At 57.0% G+C, this 21077-nt stretch carries 19 protein-coding genes and 1 pseudogene; 11 read left to right on the top strand and 9 right to left on the bottom strand.

Features of this window, described 5'->3' with window-relative positions; translation table 11 throughout:
- The first annotated feature begins 30 nt into the window (after window positions 1-30).
- Window positions 31-1443 carry a cell division protein FtsP gene (gene ftsP / locus F8562_RS12455; protein WP_004854230.1) on the top strand — a complete coding sequence of 471 codons (1413 nt, stop codon included), beginning with the start codon at window positions 31-33 and terminating at the stop codon, window positions 1441-1443.
- A 30-nt stretch (window positions 1444-1473) separates the two neighbouring features.
- A pseudogene (locus tag F8562_RS12450) lies at window positions 1474-3714 on the top strand (YgiQ family radical SAM protein); the annotation flags it as partial.
- 126 nt (window positions 3715-3840) lie between these two features.
- On the opposite strand, the gene F8562_RS12445 reads toward F8562_RS12450, so the two are convergent.
- The 3 genes from F8562_RS12445 to yqhD all read right to left on the bottom strand — a co-directional run bounded on the left by F8562_RS12445 (window position 3841) and on the right by yqhD (window position 6518).
- Window positions 3841-4296: an HIT family protein gene (locus tag F8562_RS12445; protein WP_089046393.1), complete on the bottom strand. Its 456-nt coding sequence runs from the start codon at window positions 4294-4296 to the stop codon at window positions 3841-3843.
- Window positions 4297-4394: 98 nt separating this feature from the next.
- Window positions 4395-5222, bottom strand: coding sequence for a 2,5-didehydrogluconate reductase DkgA (gene dkgA / locus F8562_RS12440; protein WP_014226865.1), 828 nt, complete (start codon window positions 5220-5222; stop codon window positions 4395-4397).
- A gap of 132 nt (window positions 5223-5354) precedes the next feature.
- Window positions 5355-6518 carry an alcohol dehydrogenase gene (yqhD, locus tag F8562_RS12435; RefSeq protein WP_014839564.1) on the bottom strand — a complete coding sequence of 388 codons (1164 nt, stop codon included), beginning with the start codon at window positions 6516-6518 and terminating at the stop codon, window positions 5355-5357.
- 196 nt (window positions 6519-6714) lie between these two features.
- Here yqhD and F8562_RS12430 point away from each other — a divergent pair, with 196 nt between their 5' ends.
- A complete protein-coding gene (locus F8562_RS12430; protein WP_014226863.1) occupies window positions 6715-7614 on the top strand; it encodes an AraC family transcriptional regulator in 900 nt (299 codons plus the stop codon).
- A 44-nt stretch (window positions 7615-7658) separates the two neighbouring features.
- On the opposite strand, the gene yghB is transcribed toward F8562_RS12430, so the two are convergent.
- Together yghB and metC are read right to left on the bottom strand one after the other, a co-directional pair.
- Window positions 7659-8318, bottom strand: a complete 660-nt coding sequence (gene yghB, locus F8562_RS12425; RefSeq protein WP_004125241.1) for a DedA family general envelope maintenance protein YghB — start codon at window positions 8316-8318, stop codon at window positions 7659-7661.
- Between the two features lie 132 nt (window positions 8319-8450).
- Window positions 8451-9638, bottom strand: a complete 1188-nt coding sequence (gene metC, locus F8562_RS12420) for a cystathionine beta-lyase (RefSeq protein WP_014839563.1) — start codon at window positions 9636-9638, stop codon at window positions 8451-8453.
- Between the two features lie 251 nt (window positions 9639-9889).
- On the opposite strand from metC, the gene exbB reads away from it, so the two are divergent.
- From exbB to F8562_RS12395, 5 genes are all read left to right on the top strand, one after another.
- Window positions 9890-10621 carry a tol-pal system-associated acyl-CoA thioesterase gene (exbB, locus tag F8562_RS12415; RefSeq protein WP_004854209.1) on the top strand — a complete coding sequence of 244 codons (732 nt, stop codon included), beginning with the start codon at window positions 9890-9892 and terminating at the stop codon, window positions 10619-10621.
- Between the two features lie 6 nt (window positions 10622-10627).
- Entirely contained in the window at window positions 10628-11053 is a 426-nt protein-coding gene (gene exbD, locus F8562_RS12410) for a TonB system transport protein ExbD (protein WP_014226862.1), read from the top strand.
- A gap of 142 nt (window positions 11054-11195) precedes the next feature.
- Window positions 11196-11690: a TIGR00645 family protein gene (locus F8562_RS12405; protein ID WP_004105804.1), complete on the top strand. Its 495-nt coding sequence runs from the start codon at window positions 11196-11198 to the stop codon at window positions 11688-11690.
- A 121-nt stretch (window positions 11691-11811) separates the two neighbouring features.
- On the top strand, window positions 11812-12699 hold the full coding sequence (gene yghX, locus F8562_RS12400; protein ID WP_014839562.1) for a YghX family hydrolase: 888 nt from the start codon (window positions 11812-11814) through the stop codon (window positions 12697-12699).
- A 78-nt stretch (window positions 12700-12777) separates the two neighbouring features.
- The gene (locus F8562_RS12395) at window positions 12778-13065 is read left to right on the top strand and encodes a DUF2623 family protein (protein ID WP_014226860.1); all 288 of its coding nucleotides are present in this window, start codon (window positions 12778-12780) and stop codon (window positions 13063-13065) included.
- 35 nt (window positions 13066-13100) lie between these two features.
- On the opposite strand, the gene yghU is transcribed toward F8562_RS12395, so the two are convergent.
- Window positions 13101-13967: a glutathione-dependent disulfide-bond oxidoreductase gene (gene yghU, locus F8562_RS12390; protein WP_094909458.1), complete on the bottom strand. Its 867-nt coding sequence runs from the start codon at window positions 13965-13967 to the stop codon at window positions 13101-13103.
- A 72-nt stretch (window positions 13968-14039) separates the two neighbouring features.
- Window positions 14040-14600 (bottom strand): DsbA family protein, encoded by a 561-nt coding sequence (locus F8562_RS12385; protein WP_014839560.1) that lies wholly within the window; start codon window positions 14598-14600, stop codon window positions 14040-14042.
- Between F8562_RS12385 and F8562_RS29690 the strand changes: the two genes are divergently transcribed.
- From F8562_RS29690 to F8562_RS12375, 3 genes are all read left to right on the top strand, one after another.
- Complete coding sequence (locus F8562_RS29690; protein WP_305955792.1) at window positions 14588-14731, top strand: hypothetical protein; 144 nt, start codon at window positions 14588-14590, stop codon at window positions 14729-14731. The two genes, F8562_RS12385 and F8562_RS29690, sit on opposite strands and share 13 nt — an antisense overlap.
- A 76-nt stretch (window positions 14732-14807) precedes the next feature.
- The gene (gene gss / locus F8562_RS12380; RefSeq protein ID WP_014226857.1) at window positions 14808-16679 is read left to right on the top strand and encodes a bifunctional glutathionylspermidine amidase/synthase; all 1872 of its coding nucleotides are present in this window, start codon (window positions 14808-14810) and stop codon (window positions 16677-16679) included.
- Window positions 16680-16944: 265 nt separating this feature from the next.
- A complete protein-coding gene (locus tag F8562_RS12375; RefSeq protein ID WP_014226856.1) occupies window positions 16945-18126 on the top strand; it encodes a PLP-dependent aminotransferase family protein in 1182 nt (393 codons plus the stop codon).
- Window positions 18127-18460: 334 nt separating this feature from the next.
- Here F8562_RS12375 and F8562_RS12370 read toward each other — a convergent pair whose 3' ends face one another.
- Both F8562_RS12370 and F8562_RS12365 read right to left on the bottom strand, forming a co-directional pair.
- Window positions 18461-18649 carry a hypothetical protein gene (locus F8562_RS12370; protein WP_014226855.1) on the bottom strand — a complete coding sequence of 63 codons (189 nt, stop codon included), beginning with the start codon at window positions 18647-18649 and terminating at the stop codon, window positions 18461-18463.
- A gap of 270 nt (window positions 18650-18919) precedes the next feature.
- A complete protein-coding gene (locus tag F8562_RS12365; protein WP_094909459.1) occupies window positions 18920-20839 on the bottom strand; it encodes a tyrosine-protein phosphatase in 1920 nt (639 codons plus the stop codon).
- Between the last annotated feature and the right edge of the window lie 238 nt (window positions 20840-21077).

The following is a 21077-nucleotide window of genomic DNA, read 5'->3' as shown; positions in this document are numbered from 1 at the left end:
ATTAATTAGTCAGTATTTCATGGAGTTAATATGTCACTCAGTCGGCGTCAGTTCATTAAGGCTTCAGGCGTAGCGCTGTGCGCGGGCGCCGCGCCGCTGAAGGCACAGGCCGCTGGCCAGCAGCCTGCGCTGCCGATCCCCCCTCTGCTGGAGTCCCGCCGCGGGCAGCCGCTATTCTTGACGCTACAGCGCGCGCACTGGTCGTTTACGCCCGGTACCCGCGCCTCGGTGTGGGGGATTAACGGTCGCTATATGGGGCCAACCATTCGCGTCTGGAACGGCGATGATGTCAAGCTGATCTACAGCAACCGCCTGACGGAAAACGTGGCGATGACCATCCGTGGTCTGCAGGTCCCCGGTCCGCTGATCGGCGGCGCCGCGCGCATGATGTCCGCTAACGCCGACTGGGCGCCGGTACTGCCAATCCGCCAAAGCGCGGCGACCCTGTGGTATCAGGCCAACACCCCAAACCATATGGCAAAACAGGTCTATAACGGCCTGGCCGGCATGTGGCTGGTGGAAGATGATGTCAGTAAGAATCTGCCGATCCCCAATCACTACGGCGTGGATGATTTCCCGGTGATTATTCAGGACAAGCGTCTGGATAACTTCGGTACGCCTGAATACAGCGAGCCCGGTAGCGGTGGTTTCGTGGGCGATACGCTGCTGGTGAACGGCGTACAGGGGCCTTTCGTTGAGGTGTCGCGCGGCTGGGTGCGCCTGCGCCTGCTGAATGCGTCCAACTCCCGTCGCTATCAGCTGCAGATGAGCGATGGCCGATTGCTGCACGTGATTTCCGGTGACCAGGGGCTCCTGCCCGCGCCGGTTTCGCTGAAGCAGCTGTCGCTGGCGCCGGGCGAGCGTCGAGAAATTCTGGTCGATATGACCAACGGCGATGAAGTGTCGATCACCTGCGGGGAAGCGGCAAGCATCGTCGATCGTATTCGCGGCTTCTTCGAGCCGTCGAGCATTCTGATCTCCACGCTGATTCTGACATTGCGCCCGACGGGCCTGCTGCCGCTGGTGACCGATAGTCTGCCCGTGCGTTTGCTGCCGACGGAAATTCTGGCCGGCGCGGCGATTCGCAGCCGTGAGATCACCCTTGGCGACGATCCGGGGATCAACGGTCAGCTGTGGGATCCGCAGCGTATCGATATTACGGCGCAGCAGGGCACCTGGGAGCGCTGGATTGTGCGCGCCGACCGGCCGCAGTCGTTCCATATTGAAGGCGTCATGTTCCAGGTGCGTAACGTCAACGGCTCCGCGCCGTTCCCGGAAGATCGCGGCTGGAAGGATACCGTCTGGATCGACGGCCAGGTTGAACTGTTGGTCTATTACAATCAGCCCTCCTGGCCGCACTTCCCGTTCCAGTATTTAAGCCAGACGCTGGAGCTTGCCGACCGGGGCTCAATTGGCCAGATTCTGGTGAATCCGGCGCCGTAATTTATTCTGTCCCGGTTCCATGCGGCCGGGATTGGAAAAACCTCCTTCATTTCTTCCATCGTTCCGGCTTATAATCGCCGCCCTTTTTGATTATTTTTTTATCATTTCCCCGGAAGCAATATGAGCGCAATATCCCTGATCCAACCGGATCGTGACCTTTTCTCCTGGCCGCAGTACTGGGCCGCCTGCTTTGGCCCCGCGCCGTTCTTGCCGATGTCGCGAGAAGAGATGGATCAACTTGGCTGGGATAGCTGCGACATCATTCTGGTTACCGGCGATGCCTATGTCGATCACCCGAGCTTCGGCATGGCGATTTGCGGACGCATGCTGGAAGCGCAGGGATTTCGCGTGGGGATTATTTCCCAGCCGGACTGGAATAATAAAAACGATTTTATGCGCCTGGGTAAACCGAATCTGTTCTTCGGCGTCACCGCCGGCAACATGGATTCGATGATCAACCGCTACACCGCCGACCGCAAGCTGCGTCATGACGATGCCTACACGGCGGGTAACGTTGCCGGTAAACGCCCGGATCGCGCCACGCTGGTCTATACCCAGCGCTGTAAAGAAGCCTGGAAAGATGTCCCGGTGATCCTCGGCGGTATCGAAGCCAGCCTGCGCCGTACCGCGCACTACGACTACTGGTCTGATACCGTGCGTCGCTCGGTTCTGGTGGACTCCAAAGCCGATATGCTGATGTTCGGCAACGGCGAGCGTCCGCTGGTGGAAGTGGCGCACCGTCTGGCCGCCGGCGAGCCCATCGGGCAAATTCGTGACGTACGCAACACCGCCATCATGGTGAAAGAGGCGCTGCCGGGCTGGAGCGGAGTGGATTCCACGCGTCTGGATACGCCGGGGAAAATCGACCCGATTCCGCATCCGTACGGTGAAGATTTGCCGTGCGCGGATAACAAAACCGTCGCACCGCCAAAACAGGAAGCGAAGCGCGTTACCGTGCAGCCCCCGCGTCCGAAGCCGTGGGAGAAGACCTACGTCCTGCTGCCTTCCTTTGAGAAGGTGAAAGGCGACAAGGTTCTCTACGCGCACGCGTCGCGTATTCTGCACCATGAAACCAACCCCGGCTGCGCCCGCGCGCTGATGCAGAAGCACGGCGAGCGCTATATCTGGGTTAACCCGCCCGCCATCCCGCTCTCCACCGAAGAGATGGATAGCGTGTTTGCCCTGCCGTATAAGCGCGTTCCGCATCCCTCATACGGCGATGCCCGCATTCCGGCCTACGAGATGATCCGCTTCTCGATTAACATTATGCGCGGCTGTTTTGGCGGCTGTTCCTTCTGCTCAATTACCGAGCATGAGGGGCGTATCATTCAGAGCCGTTCCGAAGATTCGATCATCAATGAAATCGAAGCGATTCGCGACACGGTTCCCGGTTTTACCGGCATTATTTCCGATCTTGGCGGCCCGACGGCCAACATGTATATGCTGCGCTGCAAGTCGCCGCGCGCCGAGCAGACCTGCCGCCGCCTGTCATGCGTTTATCCGGATATCTGCCCGCATATGGACACTAACCATGAGCCGACGATTAATCTCTATCGCCGCGCCCGTGACCTGAAAGGCATCAAAAAGATCCTCATCGCTTCCGGCGTACGTTACGACATCGCCGTTGAAGACCCGCGCTATATCAAAGAGCTGGCTACCCACCACGTTGGCGGCTATCTGAAGATTGCCCCGGAGCATACGGAAGAGGGACCGCTGTCGAAAATGATGAAGCCGGGTATGGGCAGCTACGATCGCTTTAAGCAGCTGTTTGATACCTATTCGAAGCAGGCAGGTAAAGAGCAGTATCTGATCCCATACTTTATTTCCGCCCACCCCGGCACGCGGGATGAAGATATGGTGAATCTGGCGCTGTGGCTTAAACAGCATCGTTTCCGCCTGGATCAGGTGCAGAACTTCTATCCGTCGCCGCTGGCGAACTCGACCACCATGTATTACACCGGCAAGAACCCGCTGGGTAAGATTGGCTATAAGAGTGAGGATGTGGTGGTGCCGAAGGGGGACAAACAGCGCCGCCTGCACAAGGCGCTGCTGCGCTATCACGATCCGGCCAACTGGCCGCTGATCCGCCAGGCGCTGGAAACCATGGGTAAAAAGCACCTGATCGGCAGCCGCCGCGATTGCCTGGTACCGGCGCCGACGATCGACGAAATGCGCGAAGCGCGTCGCCAGAACCGCCATACCCGTCCGGCGCTGACCAAGCATACGCCGATTGTGCACCAGCGCTCGAACGGCGGGGAAACGGCGAAGAAGCCCGTAAAACGCGGTAAGGTCGCCGGTCGTTAATTTGACTGCATTGCCCGCTGGCGCTTCGCTGACCGGGCCTGATAATTTCGGGCCCGGGCAGCCGCTTGCCAAACGGCAAAGCAAATTCTATGGCTATGCCTCTCTGATTCTGGCCGCCAGCGCCGCCAGCTTTTCATCATCCGCCCGCTCATGATCGTGGGAGGAGAGATAGCCTTCATATTGCGCAAAAAACTTAGACTGACGCGACTCGATAGGCCGCCATTGGGTCATATCCCCGGTGCCGTGCATCGGGCTGAGTTTGCTGTGGACATGATCAACGCCATAGCCTTCAAAAAACATCCCCGTACGGCCCACGTCACCAAAGGCTTTATCCAAAAGCTTCGCCACCTTCTGCGTCGCCAGCACCAGATCGGCCAATGCCTGCGGCGGCATATCAAACGCATAGCTGGGGTAGTGCTTCTTCGGGATCACGACCGTAAAACCGTCGGTATTAGGGAAAATAGAGAGAAAGGCGAGGTGGTGTTCATCTTCCCACACCTTATGGCAGGGGGCTTTCCCCTCAACAATTTGGCAGAAAATACAGCTCATCAGCACGCATCCATTTGATTGCAATAAACTCTGAATGTACGTGGTTTTAGCCAGATAGCAAAGCGATGCTCCGCCGGAAGCCGACGGAGCGGGAAAGGTTAACCGCCGAACTGATCCGGGTCTGGCCCCAGGCGTTTGTTCTGGTCCAGTTTAGTGATTTCACTCAATTCATCTTTATCAAGACGGAAGTCCCAGACGTTAAAATTCTCGGCAATGCGCGATGGCGTCACCGATTTCGGGATCACCACCAGGCCGCTGTCGAGATGCCAGCGGATAACGATCTGCGCCGGGGTTTTACCGTATTTATCCGCCAGTTGACGAATAATTTTCTGATCGAATACCCCTTCGCCGCCCTGCGCAAGCGGGCTCCAGGACTCGGTCTGGATCTTATGCGTCGCATTCCAGGCGTGAAGCTGGCGCTGCTGCATCAGCGGGTGAAGTTCAATCTGGTTTATCACCGGAGCGACGCCGGTTTCATCGATGATTTTTTGCAGATGATGAACCTGGAAATTACAGACGCCGATGCTTTTTACCAGCCCCTGCCGCTGCAGCTCAATTAAGCTTTTCCAGGCGTCGACGTAATGGTTAGTTGCCGGAACCGGCCAGTGAATGAGGTATAAGTCGACGTAGTCGAGCTTCAGTTTTTTAAGGCTTTCCTGCAGCGCTTCTTTGGGCTGTTTTTGATCGTCATTCCACAGTTTCGTGGTGACGAACAGCTCATCGCGGGCGACGCCTGCGCTGCTTAACGCATTGCCGACGCCGGTTTCATTCTGGTACACGGCGGCGGTGTCAAACGAGCGATAACCGACTTCCAGCGCCTTATGAATGGCGGAGACGACTTCCTCGTTGCCTGCTTTCCACACGCCGAGCCCCAGCTGCGGCATCAGGTTGCCGTCGTGTAGTTTTATAACGGTTGGATGTGTCATGCCTTCCTCCTGTTAATGAACTCAGCGGAATAAATTCCGCCGAGGGGTAGCATTAAGTCTGGACGAAATAGCTAAAAACGGTAGTTAAACTCCTCTCCTTTGCGCGAGTTTACGCGTCGGAGAGGGCGTTGATTAGCGCGCAGCCTCGTAAATACGGCGGCTGACGTCCAGCGTAATATCCTGATTTTCACCGAGCTGGGTCATGCCGTGCTCTTCCAGTTTCGCCAGCAGCGCCGGGATGGAGCTGCCATCCAGACCGTAGGCGGAAAGGCGCGTCGGGACGCCCATCTGTTCGAAGAAATCACGCGTTGCGGCGATGGCGGCGTCAATGCGCTCTTCCTCGGAACCTTCGGTGATGTTCCAGACGCGGGCGCCGTACTGCAGCAGCTTGGCGCGTTTAGCATCGCGTTTTTCATTCCACAGGGCCGGCAGAACGATAGCCAGCGTCTGGGCGTGATCGAGACCGTGCATGGCGGTCAGCTCGTGGCCGAGCATATGGGTCGCCCAGTCCTGCGGCACGCCTGCGCCAATCAGGCCGTTCAGCGCCTGGGTGGCCGCCCACATAATATTGGCGCGAACGTCGTAGTTTTCCGGCTCTTTCAGCGCTTTCGGGCCGTCTTCCACCAGGGTCAGCAGAATACCTTCGGCAAAGCGGTCCTGGATTTTGCCGTCAACCGGATAGGTGACGTACTGCTCAACGGTATGGACGAATGCGTCAACGACGCCGTTAGCCACCTGGCGCGGCGGCAGGGTGTAGGTGTAAACCGGATCCAGAATAGCGAACACCGGCTGGACGTGGGTGGACATAAACGCGCGTTTGTCGCCGGTGGTTTTACGCGAGATCACCGCGCCTTTATTGGATTCGGAACCGGTCGCCGGCAGCGTCAGCACGGAGCCCATCGGGATAGCGCTGGCCACTTTGCTGCCGTAGGTTTCGAGAATTTCCCACGGATCGATACTGGCATCGTAGTGGGCCGCCGCGGCGATGAATTTGGTGCCGTCGAGAACGGAGCCGCCGCCCACCGCCAACAGGAAAGTGATCTTTTCATCACGCGCGATTTTCACCGCGTTCATCAGCGTTTCGTAGGACGGGTTTGGCTCGATGCCGCCAAATTCCCGAACGTCAATGCCGTTCAGCGCGCTCAGAACCTGATCAAGCACGCCGGTTTTCTTCACGCTACCGCCGCCGTAGGTGACAAGCACGCGTGCATCCGCCGGGATTTGATCGCGCAGATTTTCAATCGCGCCTTTACCGAACAGAATGCGGGTTGGGGTATGTAGGTCGAAATTATTCATGGCTGGTGCCCTCAAATAGATAAAACCGCCAACAGAGACAATACCTCTGCCAGATGACGGACATTGTGTTCCCGCGGGCCGTTCCCCTCAATGCACATTCCTGCCGTTGTCTTGCCCATTTCTCCTTGGGGCTGGAGAAATTCGGCGGAAGTGCGCACAATGCGAAGGTATAAAAACGTTCGGAGAAGCACGATAAATGAACCGCGCTGAGATATGCCAGCTATTAACGCATAAGGTTAATCAGCTGAAAGATAAAGAAGAAATGCTTAATGCTCTGCTGCCGGATATTCGCCTGCTGTACGGTACCCAGCCGGGGACGCGCACGCCGGTTATGTATCAGCCGGGGATCGTTTTTCTCTTTTCCGGGCATAAAATTGGCTACATTAACGAGCGTACCTTTCGCTATGACACCAATGAGTATCTGCTGCTGACGGTACCGCTGCCGTTTGAATGCGAAACCTTCGCCACTCCGGAAGTCCCGCTGGCGGGGATTCGGCTGAACGTCGATATTCTTCAGCTGCAAGAACTGCTGATGGATATCGGGGAAGATGAACAGTTTCAGCCGTCCATGGCGTCGAGCGGAATCAACTCTGCGGTACTGTCCGAAGAGATATTGTGCGCGGCGGAGCGCCTGCTGGATGTCATGGAGCGCCCGCTGGACGCGCGCATTCTTGGCAAACAGATTATCCGCGAAATTCTCTATCACGTGCTGACCGGGCCGTGCGGGGGGGCGCTGCTGGCGCTGGTCAGTCGTCAGACCCACTTCAGCCTGATTAGCCGCGTATTGAAGCGTATTGAAAGCCAGTACACAGAGAACCTCAGCGTCGATCAGCTGGCGGCGGAAGCGAATATGAGCGTCTCGGCGTTCCACCATAACTTTAAATCAGTCACCAGCACCTCCCCGCTGCAGTACCTGAAAACCTATCGCCTGCATAAAGCGCGCATGCTGATGATCCACGATGGTATGAAGGCCAGCGCGGCGGCGATGCGGGTGGGGTATGAAAGCGCGTCGCAGTTCAGCCGCGAGTTTAAGCGTTATTTCGGCATGACGCCGGGGGAGGATGCGGCGCGTATCAGAACGATTCAGGGGATGTGACGAACGATGTAAGGGCGGCGAATCCGCGCCGCCCCGGTAAACGATCAGGCGTTACAGTATTTCTTTTTAATCACCACGATAACCGTACCGAGCAGCCCGGCGATCAGCAGCGCGATAGGTAGAATCATCAGGCAGGTCATAACCTGATCTTCATGGCGCTTAACGAAGGGAATCATGCTCAGCGCATAGCCCAGACCGGTGACTACGCCAACCCACAGCAGCGCGCTCAGCCAGTTGAAGAACTGGAAGCGGCGGTTTGGCAGCCCGGAAATGCCCGCCATGGTGGGCAGCAGGGTGCGAACAAACGCCAGGAAACGCCCGGCCAGCAGCGCCAGCAGGCCGTGTTTGTCAAACATGCAGGTTGCCCGCTGATGGTACTTATGCGGCAGATGCCCAAGCCAGCGCTTAACCGTAACGGTGTTACCCAGCCAGCGCCCCTGGATATAGCTCAGCCAGCAGCCGAGGCTGGCAGCGGCGGTTAAAATGGCGACCGTAGGTACAAAGTCCATTACGCCTTTGGCGATGAGCGCCCCGGCGAGCAGCAGCAGGCTATCGCCCGGTAAAAATGAGGCGGGCAGCAGACCGTTTTCCAGAAACAGGGTTGCGAACATGACCAGATATACAACGCCCACAACGTGGGGGTTTGCCAACGCGGCAAAATCATGCTGCCACAGCGCGGCGACAATTTCTTGAATGACAACCATGGACTTTCCTAAGTGGTACCGTGTTTTTTGTCTAGTGTACTCCTGAAGAGGCTCGGGCACCTTGATCCCGGGCGCAACTAAAGCGGCCGTTTTTCTAAAAAACGTCCGCTATTGTTGCCACTGACTGTCACTTTACACGATACGCGCGAAGCCCGCCGCTAAATCATCCAGCAGATCGGTAACATTTTCTAACCCGATATGAAGGCGGATCAGCGTGCCGCTGAAATCAACTTCAGCATCAGGACGGATTGCGGCAATGTGTTCCGGCTGGTTGGCTAAAATCAGCGATTCAAAGCCGCCCCAGGAGTAGGCCATGCTGAACAAGCTGAAGTGGTCCAGATAAGCGGACAGTTCGGCGTCGGTCAGGCGTTTATTGAGCACGAAAGAGAACAGACCGCTGCTGCCGGTGAAGTCGCGCTTCCAGTACTCATGGCCTTTGCTGCCGGGCAGGGCGGGATGATTCACGCGCGCCACCTGCGGATGCTGCGCCAGCCATTCGGCAATCTGCAGGCTGCTTTCATGGTGCTGACGCAGGCGTACCGCTAAGGTGCGCAGGCCGCGGCTGGTCATATAGGCGGTATCGGCATCCACCATTTGCCCCATCAGATAGGCGTTTTCGCGCAGCTGCGCCCAGCAGCGCTCATTGGACACGGCGGTACCCACCATCGCGTCGGAATGGCCGATCAGATATTTGGTGCCGGCCTGAATGGAGATATCGATACCAAACTCCAGCGCTTTAAACAGCACGCCCGCCGCCCAGGTGTTGTCGATCATAATGATGGCTTCGGGAGCGACGCGACGTACCGCCGCGACGATCGCCGGAACATCATGGACTTCCATGGTGATGGAGCCGGGGGATTCGAGGAACACCACGCGGGTGTTCGGCTGCACCAGACGGGCGATATCGCCGCCGATGAGCGGGTCGAACCAGCCGGTGGTAACGCCGAGTTTGGCGAGAATTTTCGTACAGAAATCCTGGGTAGGCTCATAGGCGGTGTTGGTCACCAGAATATGGTCGCCCTGCTCGACGAACGCCAGAATGGTATTCGCGACCGCCGCCGCGCCGCAGGGGAAGAGGGCGCAGCCGGCGCCGCCTTCCAGCTCGCACATCGCTTCCTGCAGGGAGAAATGGGTTAGCGTCCCGCGACGCCCGTAGAACAGCTCGCCTTTGGCGCGGTTGCGCGTCGCGTGCTTTTTCGCTTCGACGGTGTCGAAAACCAGCGATGAGGCGCGCTGAATGACGCTGTTTACCGAGCCCAGGGTGTATTTTTGGCTGCGCCCGGCGTGAACCAGCGCAGTATCAAGATGTTTATCAGCCATGTTCAGATAACCTGTTTTTATACGTCTGGACGTCTAAACTAACATGAATACCCGTTGATGTACCGGGTCGCGGCGGATACAGGTAAAAATTTTATCAACGGCGGGGTCAGCAACTTTTTTACTGCGTAAGCGCAAGGAAAATAAACGTGATTTGCTGCACAGTGTAAATACTAATGAGAACCACTATCAATTCGATGTCGTTTTGATATTATTGTGCGCAGATTTTGTGATTTACGTCCTGGAGATACAGTGTGGGTAATAATTTGATGCAGGCGGATCTCTCCGTTTGGGGTATGTATCATCATGCCGATATTGTCGTTAAGGTAGTGATGATCGGCCTGATTCTGGCGTCGGTAGTCACATGGGCTATCTTTTTCGGCAAAGGCGCAGAGATCCTGGCCAGCAAGCGTCGCCTCAAGCGCGAACAGCTGCTGGTTGCTGAAGCACGCTCTCTCGACCAGGCCAGCGATATCGCTAACGGTTTCGATGCGAAAAGCCTGACCTCGCGGTTGATTAACGAAGCGCAGAACGAGCTGGAGCTTTCCGCAGGTTCTGAAGATAACGAAGGCATTAAAGAACGTACCGGTTTCCGACTGGAGCGTCGCGTGGCGGCGGTGGGTCGTTACATGGGGCGCGGCAACGGTTATCTGGCGACCATCGGCGCGATTTCTCCGTTCGTTGGTCTGTTTGGTACCGTCTGGGGCATCATGAACAGCTTTATCGGTATTGCCCAGACCCAGACCACTAACCTGGCGGTGGTTGCGCCGGGTATTGCGGAAGCGCTGCTGGCCACGGCAATTGGCCTGTTCGCTGCGATTCCGGCGGTGGTCATCTACAACATTTTTGCCCGCATGATCGCCAGCTACAAAGCATCCCTTGGTGATGTCGCCGCCCAGGTTCTGCTGCTGCAAAGCCGCGACCTGGACCTGAGCGCCAGCGGCGTTAAGCCGGTACGTACCGCCCAGAAACTACGCGTAGGTTAATGCTTTATGGCGATGCATTTTAACGAAAACCTCGATGATAACGGCGAAATGCACGACATCAACGTGACGCCGTTTATCGACGTCATGCTGGTGCTGTTAATCATCTTTATGGTGGCGGCGCCGCTGGCTACCGTCGACGTGAAGGTGAATCTGCCTGCTTCCTCCAGCCAGCCGCAGCCGCGTCCGGAAAAGCCGATCTATCTGTCGGTGAAGGCGGATAAAACCATGTTCCTCGGCAATGACCCCATTACCGACGAGAGCATGATCGCCTCGCTGGATGCGCTGACCGAAGGCAAGAAAGACACCACCGTCTTCTTCCGCGCGGATAAAACCGTGGACTACGAGACGATGATGAAGGTCATGGATACCCTGCACCAGGCGGGCTATCTGAAGATTGGCCTGGTGGGCGAAGAAACCGTCAAAGCGAAGTAATCACTCTCCACCCATCTTCTCAGGCTGGCCTTGCGCCAGCCTTTTTTATCGCCTCCAATCGCTCTCTTGTTGGACGCCTGTTGCTATAACGTTGCCCTGTTGCGGTATAATGGCGGCCGTTTATGTTAACTGACAGGATCTTATGGAACGCTTTCTGGAAAATGCTATGTACGCCTCGCGCTGGCTGCTGGCGCCGGTTTATTTTGGCCTTTCGCTCGGTTTGATTGCGCTGACGATCAAATTTTTTCAGGAGATCTTCCACATACTGCCGCATATTTTCAGCGTCAGTGAGTCGGATATGATTCTGACCCTGCTGTCGCTGGTGGATATGACCCTGGTGGGCGGTCTGCTGGTGATGGTGATGTTCTCCGGCTATGAAAATTTTGTTTCCCAGCTGGATATCAACGAGGGCAAGGAGAAGCTCAGCTGGCTGGGCAAAATGGACGCCACTTCGCTGAAAAATAAGGTTGCCGCCTCCATCGTGGCGATCTCTTCCATTCATCTGCTGCGGGTGTTTATGGATGCGAAAAACGTCCCGGACAATAAGCTGATGTGGTACGTCATCATCCACCTGACCTTTGTGCTGTCGGCCTTTGTGATGGGTTACCTCGATCGTCTGACCAAAGTGAAACACTGATCCCTCCTCTCCCGGCGGTGTTGGCCGCTGGGCTTTTTACTCCCCGTTTCTGCTTTTCTCCGCTGGCGTATGTCCGGGCTTCTGCTTTGCTTAAAGGGCGCTTAATAACGGAGGCAGGGTGATGACGCGACTAACGGCCAAAGATTTTCCGCAGCAGCTGCTCGAATACTATGACTACTATGCCCACGGCAAAATCAGCAAACGCGAGTTTCTCCAGCTGGCGGGGAAGTATACCGTCGGCGGGATGACCGCGCTGGCGCTGTTTAACCTGCTGAAGCCCGACTATGCTCTGGCGGAGCAGGTGGCGTTTACCGACCCGGATATCCGTCCGGAGTATATTCATTACCCTTCTCCTGACGGCCACGGCGAAGTGCGGGCTTATCAGGTGACGCCGGTGAAAATAGCCGACAAAGCGCCCGCCGTGGTGGTGGTTCATGAGAATCGCGGCCTGAATCCCTATATTGAAGACGTTGCCCGGCGGGTGGCGAAAGCGGGCTATATCGCGCTTGCGCCGGATGGCCTGAGCTCCGTCGGCGGCTATCCCGGTAATGATGATGAAGGCCGCGCGCTACAGCAGAAAGTCGATCCCGTGAAGCTGATGAATGATTTCTTTGCGGCGGTCGCGTTTATGGCGAAGCATCCGCAGGCGACGGGGAAGGTCGGTATCACCGGGTTCTGCTACGGCGGCGGCGTCAGCAACGCGGCGGCGGTGGCGATCCCTGAGCTGGCCTGCGCGGTGCCGTTTTACGGCCGCCAGCCGCCGCTGAATGAGGTCGATAAAATTAAAGCGCCGCTGCTGCTGCATTATGCCGGACTCGATAGCGGCATTAATGAAGGCTGGCCCGCCTATGAAAACGCGCTGAAGGCGCATAATAAAGTCTACGAGGCCTATATTTATCAGGGCGTTAACCACGGCTTTCATAATGACTCCACGCCGCGCTACGACCGGGCCGCGGCTGACCTGGCCTGGCAACGCACGCTGGCGTGGTTTGAGAAGTATATGCGCTAGCGCAAACGCCATAAATAGCGCTACCGCTCGCTCAAAAAATCGCTATATAATTTTATATATAACGATTGGGAGGGCGCGATGGAAAATCATTTTGGAAAAGGCTTAATGGCGGGGCTACAGGCATCCCATGCTGACACCGCCGCCCATGCGGCGAATTTTTGCGCCGACTATAAACGCGGTTTTGTGCTCGGCTACTCGCACCGTATGTTTGAAAAAACCGGCGACCGCCAGCTCAGCGCCTGGGAAGCGGGGATCCTTACCCGTCGCTATGGTCTGGAAAGAGATATGGTGATGGACTTCTTCAAAGAGGGCTGTTCCTCGACCGCGCAGCGCTACTTTATGGCGGGCTATCGGCTGGAAAGCTAAAAACCGGAGGCGGAAGCCTCCGGCGGGCATGGGCGCTACGCCTGGCGTTTATCTTCGGTTTGCGTGTCGAAGTCGCTGGCGTCATGGCGCTCGTGAAGCTGCTCGTTGAGCGGGCCTGAGGTGCGGTTAACCATCCGCCCGCGCTGAACGGCGGGGCGCTTACCCACATCCTGCGCCCAGCGCAGCACGTTTTTATAGCTACCGGCATCCAGGAACTCGGCGGCGTTGTAAACATTCCCCAGCACCACGTTGCCGTACCACGGCCAGATGGCAATGTCGGCGATGGTGTACTCCTCTCCTGCCACAAAACGGCCGCGGGCAAGCTGCTTGTCCAGCACGTCCAGCTGGCGCTTGGCTTCCATCGTAAAGCGGTCGATCGCGTATTCGATTTTCACCGGCGCATAGCTGAAGAAGTGGCCAAAGCCGCCGCCGAGGAACGGGGCCGAGCCCTGCAGCCAGAACAGCCAGTTGAGGGTTTCGGCGCGGCCTGCCGGATCTTTGGGCAGGAAGAAGCCGAACTTTTCCGCCAGATAGAGCAGGATGCTGCCGGATTCAAAAACGCGGGTCGGCGGAGTGGTGGAGTGGTCGCGGAGCGCGGGGATTTTTGAGTTCGGATTAACCTCGACAAAGCCGCTGGAGAACTGATCGCCTTCGCCGATGCGAATCAGCCAGGCGTCGTACTCCGCGCCGCTGACGCCTAACGCCAGCAGCTCTTCCAGCATAATGGTCACTTTCTGGCCGTTGGGCGTCCCCAGCGAATAGAGCTGAAGCGGATGCGCGCCCACCGGCAGCTCCCGATCGTGCGTTACGCCGGAGACGGGACGGTTGATATTGGCGAATGCGCCGCCGTTGTTTTGCTTCCATTCCCACACTTTAGGTGGCTGGTAGTTATTCTCTGACATGCTGATCTGCCTTTTTAGTGAGGTGTTGATGTCGTGTCGCTGGCGCTACCGCGCCGGCGCGGGAGAGTCGTACTAAGCCAGAATCCGCGCGGCCCATACGCTGACGTCGTCGCCGCTGCCGAGATCCGCCTGCACCAGGCCGTTAACCATAAAGGTCGGCGACACGTGGATGCCGTTCTGGCGCGCGTACTTGCTATGCCATTTGATCTCGTTTTGCAGCTCCGGGCGGGCAAACGCCGCGGCCAGCGAGACGTGGCTATAGCGTTCGATACGCTCGATAATCTGCTGCGGCGTGGCGTTCATGTTCGGCCCGCTGCAGTGGTCGGTAAACTCAAACTCTTCGCGGTGGTCGGCGACGGCTTTAAGCACCTTATGCGCCTGCTCGCGGCCGTGCGGCAGGGTGGAGGCTGCGAGAATGCAGCGGACGATGACGCCGGAAAACAGATGCCACGGTTGAGACTGCAGACGAATTTTGATCGTCACGTTATCCGCGCCAACTTCATCCAGCAGGTCATCAAGCTTATTAAATGCCCGCACGGAGAAAGGACAGGTGGGTTCGAGGAACACCTCAAAGGTGCGGGGGCCATGCCCCCAGACCAGCGGTTGGGCGGTCAGATGCGATGGTGTGCTCATTGTCGACTCCTGATTGTTTTTTTATCTCAAATAACGATATCACTTTTGCCCGGGGGCGCAGGCTTATTTTCCTTAAGGGCACGATTAGCGAATCGAATGAGTGGTATCATCATTCCACCTCTGTCTGGTAAGTGCCTGCGGCAGGATAAGAAGAGGGAGTTTTGTTTCGCCAACTGCCCGGGCTGCATTAATTTGAGGTCAGGCTAAATGAGCAAAGGTTCCACAAGCAGTGACGCCCCGTTTGGTACACTATTAGGCTACGCACCGGGCGGCGTGGCGATTTATTCTTCTAATTACAGTAGCTTAAATCCGCAAGATTATCCGGATGACGCCACGTTCCGCAGCTATATCGGTAATGAGTATATGGGGCACAAATGGCAGTGCGTGGAGTTCGCGCGCCGCTTTCTGTTCCTCACCTACGGTTTTGTTTTCACCGACGTCGGCATGGCCTACGAAATCTTCTCCCTGCGTTTTCTCCGCGAGGTGGTCAACGACAATATTCTGCCGCTGCAGGCGTTCGCCAACGGCTCCCGCCGTCCGCCTCTCGCCGGCTCACTGCTGATCTGGCAGAAAGGCGGCGAGTTTAAGCACACGGGCCACGTGGCGGTGATTACGCAACTGATAGGGAATAAGGTCAGGATCGCCGAACAGAACGTCATTCACTCGCCGCTGCCGCAGGGCCAGCAGTGGACCCGCGAGCTGACGCTGGAAGTGAAAAACGGCCTCTACACGATTAAAGACACCTTTGCCGATACCGAAATCCTCGGCTGGATGATCCAAACCGCCGATATCGAGCACAGCCTGCCGCAGCCGGTGCTGCCGGGTGAGGCGATGGCCATCAAAGGCGCGCGTCTGCCGAATAAAGGCCAATACCGCGGCAACTGGCTCAACGAGAAAGATTCACTGCAAAAAGCCTACGTGGAAGCCAACGGCCACGTCATCAATAAAGACCCTTACCAGTATTTCACCATCACCGAAAGCGCCGAGCAGGAGCTTATCAAAGCCACCAATGAGCTGCATCTGATGTACCTGCACGCTACCGACAAGGTGATGAAGGATGACAGCCTGCTGGCGCTGTTCGATATTCCGAAAATTCTCTGGCCGCGTCTGCGCCTCTCGTGGCAGCGCCGTCGCCATCATATGATTACCGGCCGCATGGATTTCTGTATGGATGAGCGCGGGCTCAAGGTGTATGAGTACAACGCCGATTCCGCGTCCTGCCATACCGAAGGCGGGCTGATCCTCGAGCAGTGGCTGAAGCAGGGCTACTACGGCACCGGTCACAACCCGGCGGAAAATCTGCTGGATGAGCTGGCCGGAGCGTGGAAGCACAGCCGGGCGCGTCCTTTCGTGCACATCATGCAGGATAAGGATCTGGAGGAGAACTACCACGCGCAGTTTATCCAGCGTTCGCTGACCCAGGCCGGCTTCGAGAGCAAAATTCTGTTTGGCCTGGATGAGCTGCGCTGGGATGCCGCCGGGCAGCTGATTGATGCCGACGGTCGTCTGGTCAACTGCGTCTGGAAAACCTGGGCATGGGAGACCGCCATTGAGCAGGTGCGGGAAGTCAGCGCCGATGAGTACGCGGCGGTGCCGATACGTACCGGACACCCGAATAATGAAGTGCGCCTGATAGACGTTCTGCTGCGCCCGGAAGTATTAGTCTTCGAGCCGCTGTGGACGGTCATCCCCGGCAACAAGGCGATTTTGCCGGTGCTGTGGTCGCTGTTCCCCAATCATCGCTATCTTCTGGATACGGATTTTGTGGTCAACGAGCAGCTGGCGGAAAGCGGCTATGCGGTTAAGCCTATCTCGGGCCGCTGCGGCAACAATATCGACCTGATTGGCCCGCAGGACGAAGTGCTGGATAAAACCAGCGGCCAGTTTTTCGACCGCAAAAATATCTACCAGCAGCTGTGGTGCCTGCCAAAAGTGGATGGCAAATACATCCAGGTTTGCACCTTCACCGTCGGCGGTAACTACGGCGGGACCTGCCTGCGCGGAGATGATTCTCTGGTGGTTAAAAAAGAGAGCGATATTGAGCCGTTAATCGTGCTAAAAGACACAGATAGCCGTTAAGTTTGGCCCCGGATTGCGGCGGTGAGCGCCTTATCCGGGCTGCGGTTCTCGTCACCTGCGGCATTTGTAGCCCGGGCAAGGCGCATCGCGCCGCCCCCGGGGGAAGGCCGCAGGATGCTGAAGAATAACCCGGAGGCGATGCTGCGCATCTGTCCGGGCTACCGAACATACGAACCCGTAGCCCCAGTGAGCATAGTGCGACCGGGGGAATGAACGGTAAAAATAGATAAAACATCACAACAACAAGACAGAAAAGGAAAATAGTATGCACGATCGGCGACTCGCCGCCCGCGCGGGTGAACTTAAGCCCTCCGCCGTCCGCGAACTCCTCAAGCACAGTAAGCTGCCCGGCGTTATCTCTCTGGGCGGCGGTATTCCGGCCCCGGAGCTTTTTGATACCGAAGGCCTGAACCTGGCGGTGCAACAGGTGATGAACGGGCGCTTTAACGATGCGTTCCAGTACGGTTTGACCGAAGGTTATCCGCCGCTGCGTCAGGCCGTTAGCGAACTGTGTCAGGCGCGCGGCGTGGCCTGTTCGGCAAGTCATGTCTATATCACTTCCGGTTCGCAGCAGTCGCTGGATATCGTCGCCCGCACTCTGCTCGATCCGGGTGATGCGATTGTCGTTGAGCGTCCGACCTATCTGGCGGCGCTGCAGGTGTTCCAGCTGGCGCAGGCCAATATTCTCAGCGTGGATACCGACGATGACGGCATGCTGGTGGAACAGCTGGCCGATCTGCTGGAAACCACGCGTGTGAAAGCCGTTTACCTGGTGCCGACGTTTGGCAACCCCGGCGGGAAAACCCTGAGCGAAGCGCGCCGCCGCCGCCTGGTTGAGCTGGCGAAAAAGCACGACTTCGTCATTATCGAAGACGATCCGTACGGTGAAATCAGCTTCACTGATGAAGTACGCCGCCCGCTGTATCAGTATGCGGTTGAGCTGGGCTGTGAAGATCAGGTGGTTTATACCTCCACCTTCTCCAAAATCCTCGCGCCGGGGATGCGTATTGGCTGGATCGTGATGCCGGACTGGCTGGCGCAGCAGACGGTGATCGTTAAACAGGCGGCGGATCTGCACACTAATATGCTCTCGCAGGTCATCACCGCGGAATACCTGAGCATGAACCGCCTGGAAAGCCAGATTGCCCTGATCCGCGAAGATTACCGCAAGAAGTGCGTGGCGCTGGCCGACGCGCTGGAATCGCAGCTTGGCGAGCATCTGGCGTTCAGCCGTCCTAAAGGCGGTATGTTCCTGTGGGCTCGCTTCCGTTATCCGTTCGATACCATGGAATGGATGAAGAAAACGCTGGAAAATGGCGTGGTCTACGTACCAGGAGAAGCGTTCTATAACGATAACCCGGATACCCGCACGCTGCGCCTGTCCTACTCGACGGTGTCGACAGAGGGTCTGATGACCGCCGTCGAGCGCCTGGCGAAGTCGCTGTAATCGCCGTGCTCCGCGCCGTCGGCGGCGCGGGGCTCCCTTCTCGTTTTCTTCTTTAAGCCCCTGTTTTTATGCGAATGCATGACCTGCCCGGCGGGCGAAAATCATCAGTGCGTAATGTGAAAACGGGATTGGCGGGGTTTTTGAATCGCCCGCAGCCGATGGCTACGGGCGAGAGAAACACAGAGGCGGGCGGTTTTGCGGCTTATCGCCGGCCCCGGTCGTTAATCCTGGTCGGTAATGCGATCGTCAAGCCAGATCAGCATCAACGTGGAAAGAAAAGCAACAGCGACGGTACCAATAGCTAACAGCATAAGAAGAGCCTCAGGGGTTTTTATTATTTTTCTGCTTTGACCGATGAGCGATTATTTCTGTCTGTGATGGTGACTTTTGTTCCTGACTGGGATGTTGCGAGGGTGAAAAAATCGTCAGCATCAATATCGAAATTGAGAACGATTTCTTTGTACTTCCCACAATTCATTAACTCTTTTGCTTCTTTCATACTACTGGCTGTAATAGTAGGCATCAGTTTCATCTCGTTTAAAAACTGAGAAGCAAAATAAGAGCTTGTCGATACCAGATCAACTACTTTTTATGGTAAGGACAATCATGCATCAGATTGATGATTGCCGCTGCCAGTAGCGGATTGAAACATAATTTCTGTTTTACCTTTCCTGCCAGCGTTTCGTTTTGCCCATGGCGGCGAAAAATGCGCCGATCCTCGGCGGTGTATGTTTAACCGCTTTGCAATTTCGTGGCTAAGAGCAAGCCGCCCGCGGCGGCCTGCTATGGATGTTTAAAAGGCGTAGCCCACGCTAAGGCTGCCGCTGTAGCCGTGGCTGTCGCCGCCGCTGGCGACGTCAGCCTGGCCGCCAAGGTTCAGGCTCAGCGCACCGCGCGTGATGCTCAAACTGGCGCCAGCGTTGACCATGTCACGGCTATCGAAGGCCGCGTTCTGTACGACCTCATAGTGATAAACCTGTCCCTGAGTGCGTACCGAAGGGCCGCTGAAACTGTGTTCATAGCCGATATTTATCGCCGGCGTGAAGCGCCAGCCGCCGCCGTTTTGCGAATGAAATGCGATACTCACATTGGCAATACCGCTGGCGTTATTTTCACTGACGCGGTCGACGTTGAGCGCCAGCTCGCTGCCGCTTTCGCGGAAAGCGTCCATCCGCAGGTGGGTCAGGCGGGTCCCGACGGCGTACTCAACGCTGGCAAAATCGAGCGGACTGACGTAGCCGAGGCGCAGCGTGCCGCCAACCAGCTGGCCATGGGTATCGCCGGTGGCCGTACCCAGCCCGCCATTCAGCCGGCGCGTACTGCTATAATCGATCCAGCCTGCGTTAAGATCGGCGGCGGCAAAGAGGCCATGATTTAAATCCTCAAAAGCATAGCGACCGCCGACCCCCAGCAGAGTGGTGTTGGCATCCGCATCGGCGCTGGCGCTGCCCAGCGAGCCCCAGCTATATCCCAGAGTGCCGTAGCCGCTAAGCTGCGCGTTAAACCGCCAGGTATAGCCCAGCAGCGAGCCGGTGGTATGCTCATTACTGCTGGCGGCGCGGGCGGAACCATCGGTGCCAAGATAGCCGCTAAGCCCGGTCAGCCACAGTTTTCCTTCCCCATCCCGCAGCTGACGGCTATCAATATTCGGCGTTAACGCCCTGTCTAATCGCGATCCGCTGCGCAGCAGGTAGCTGGCGGCGTCCGCGTAGATCTGCCCGCCGACCTGAGTCTCCACGCCGCCGAGGGTTCCGGCATCAATGGCTGATTGCAGATAATAGTTATAGTCGGTGTAGCGGCCCGATAGCTCGCTGTTTTGCAGGGCGTTAAGCAGCGCAGCGCCCTGCGCCGCATTCCCCCGCAGTTCGCTTTGTCCCGGCAGCTGGCCGTACTGCACCATTTTGCCGCGCAGGACGTAGAGCGTCTCCTGCGACAGCCCCAGGCCCTGCTTCAGATAGTTATCCACCGATCCGTACTCGCGGCTGATTTCATCCAGTCCGGCCTGAAGATAGCTGGCATCGACGCCCAGCAGCGGCTCGTAAATCGCCGCCATGGCGGGGGGCATCATCGCCAGGGTCGCTTCGACGCGCTGGCGGGTATAGTCGTTGGTGGCGAGGTAGTTTTCCATAATGGTCCCCTCATCGACGCCGGCAATGCTCAGCAGCATCGCGGCGGTCCAGCCGGTGCGGTCCTTGCCCGCAGTACAATGGAACAGCGCTGCGCCGTCGGCGCTGGCCAGATCGTTAAATAGCGTGGTGAACCGGGCGCGCATCCCGGCATCGCTGACGAAGGAGACGTTGGTCTGCTGCATCATCGCTTTGGCTTCAGCGGCGCTACTGAACGTTATTGAGGTGATGTTGCTGCCCGAAGCGGTGTTGCCGATGATATCAATATGGGTATACCTCGCCCCGTCGGGCATCACGTCCGGGCTGCTGGCGATTTCGCTGGCCGTGCGCAAATCATAAACATCGCTGATACCGAGCGTGCTCAGCGTTGCCTGGTCCGCGGAGGATAATGCCAGAGCATTAGAACGATAAAAAACGCCGGTGCGCAGGGTGCCGTCGTGGCTGGTGGTATAAACAGACGTCGTGCCAGCGATATCGCGGAAATTATCCATCGTAGCGAGTACGGGCGTATTTATCGGCGCAGCGTAGAGCACGCCGGAAACGCCGACGGAGACCAGAGAGAGCGAAACGGGAATATAGCGAATCAAAATAAGCCTCGATAATTATTGGTTATAATTTACTGTTTATTAAGGCTTGGAAATATAAGAGGAGATTGTGACGGAATTATTTCCAGAACGATTTTTTTTAAAATAAATAGGGTGATAATAACGTCAGGATATCGATTAAATATAACTTTTTCGCGCGCTAAATACTGTTATTCATTCGCCATGTTTATGTTTAACATTCCGCTCGTCGCAGCAGAATGTTATTTTCTATTATTGTCAG

The organism is Klebsiella sp. RCJ4 (genome assembly GCF_009025755.1).
Taxonomy (GTDB): domain Bacteria; phylum Pseudomonadota; class Gammaproteobacteria; order Enterobacterales; family Enterobacteriaceae; genus Klebsiella; species Klebsiella michiganensis.
The sequence above is the reverse complement of the archived record's forward strand: the minus strand, read 5'-3'. Positions and strand labels throughout refer to the sequence as shown.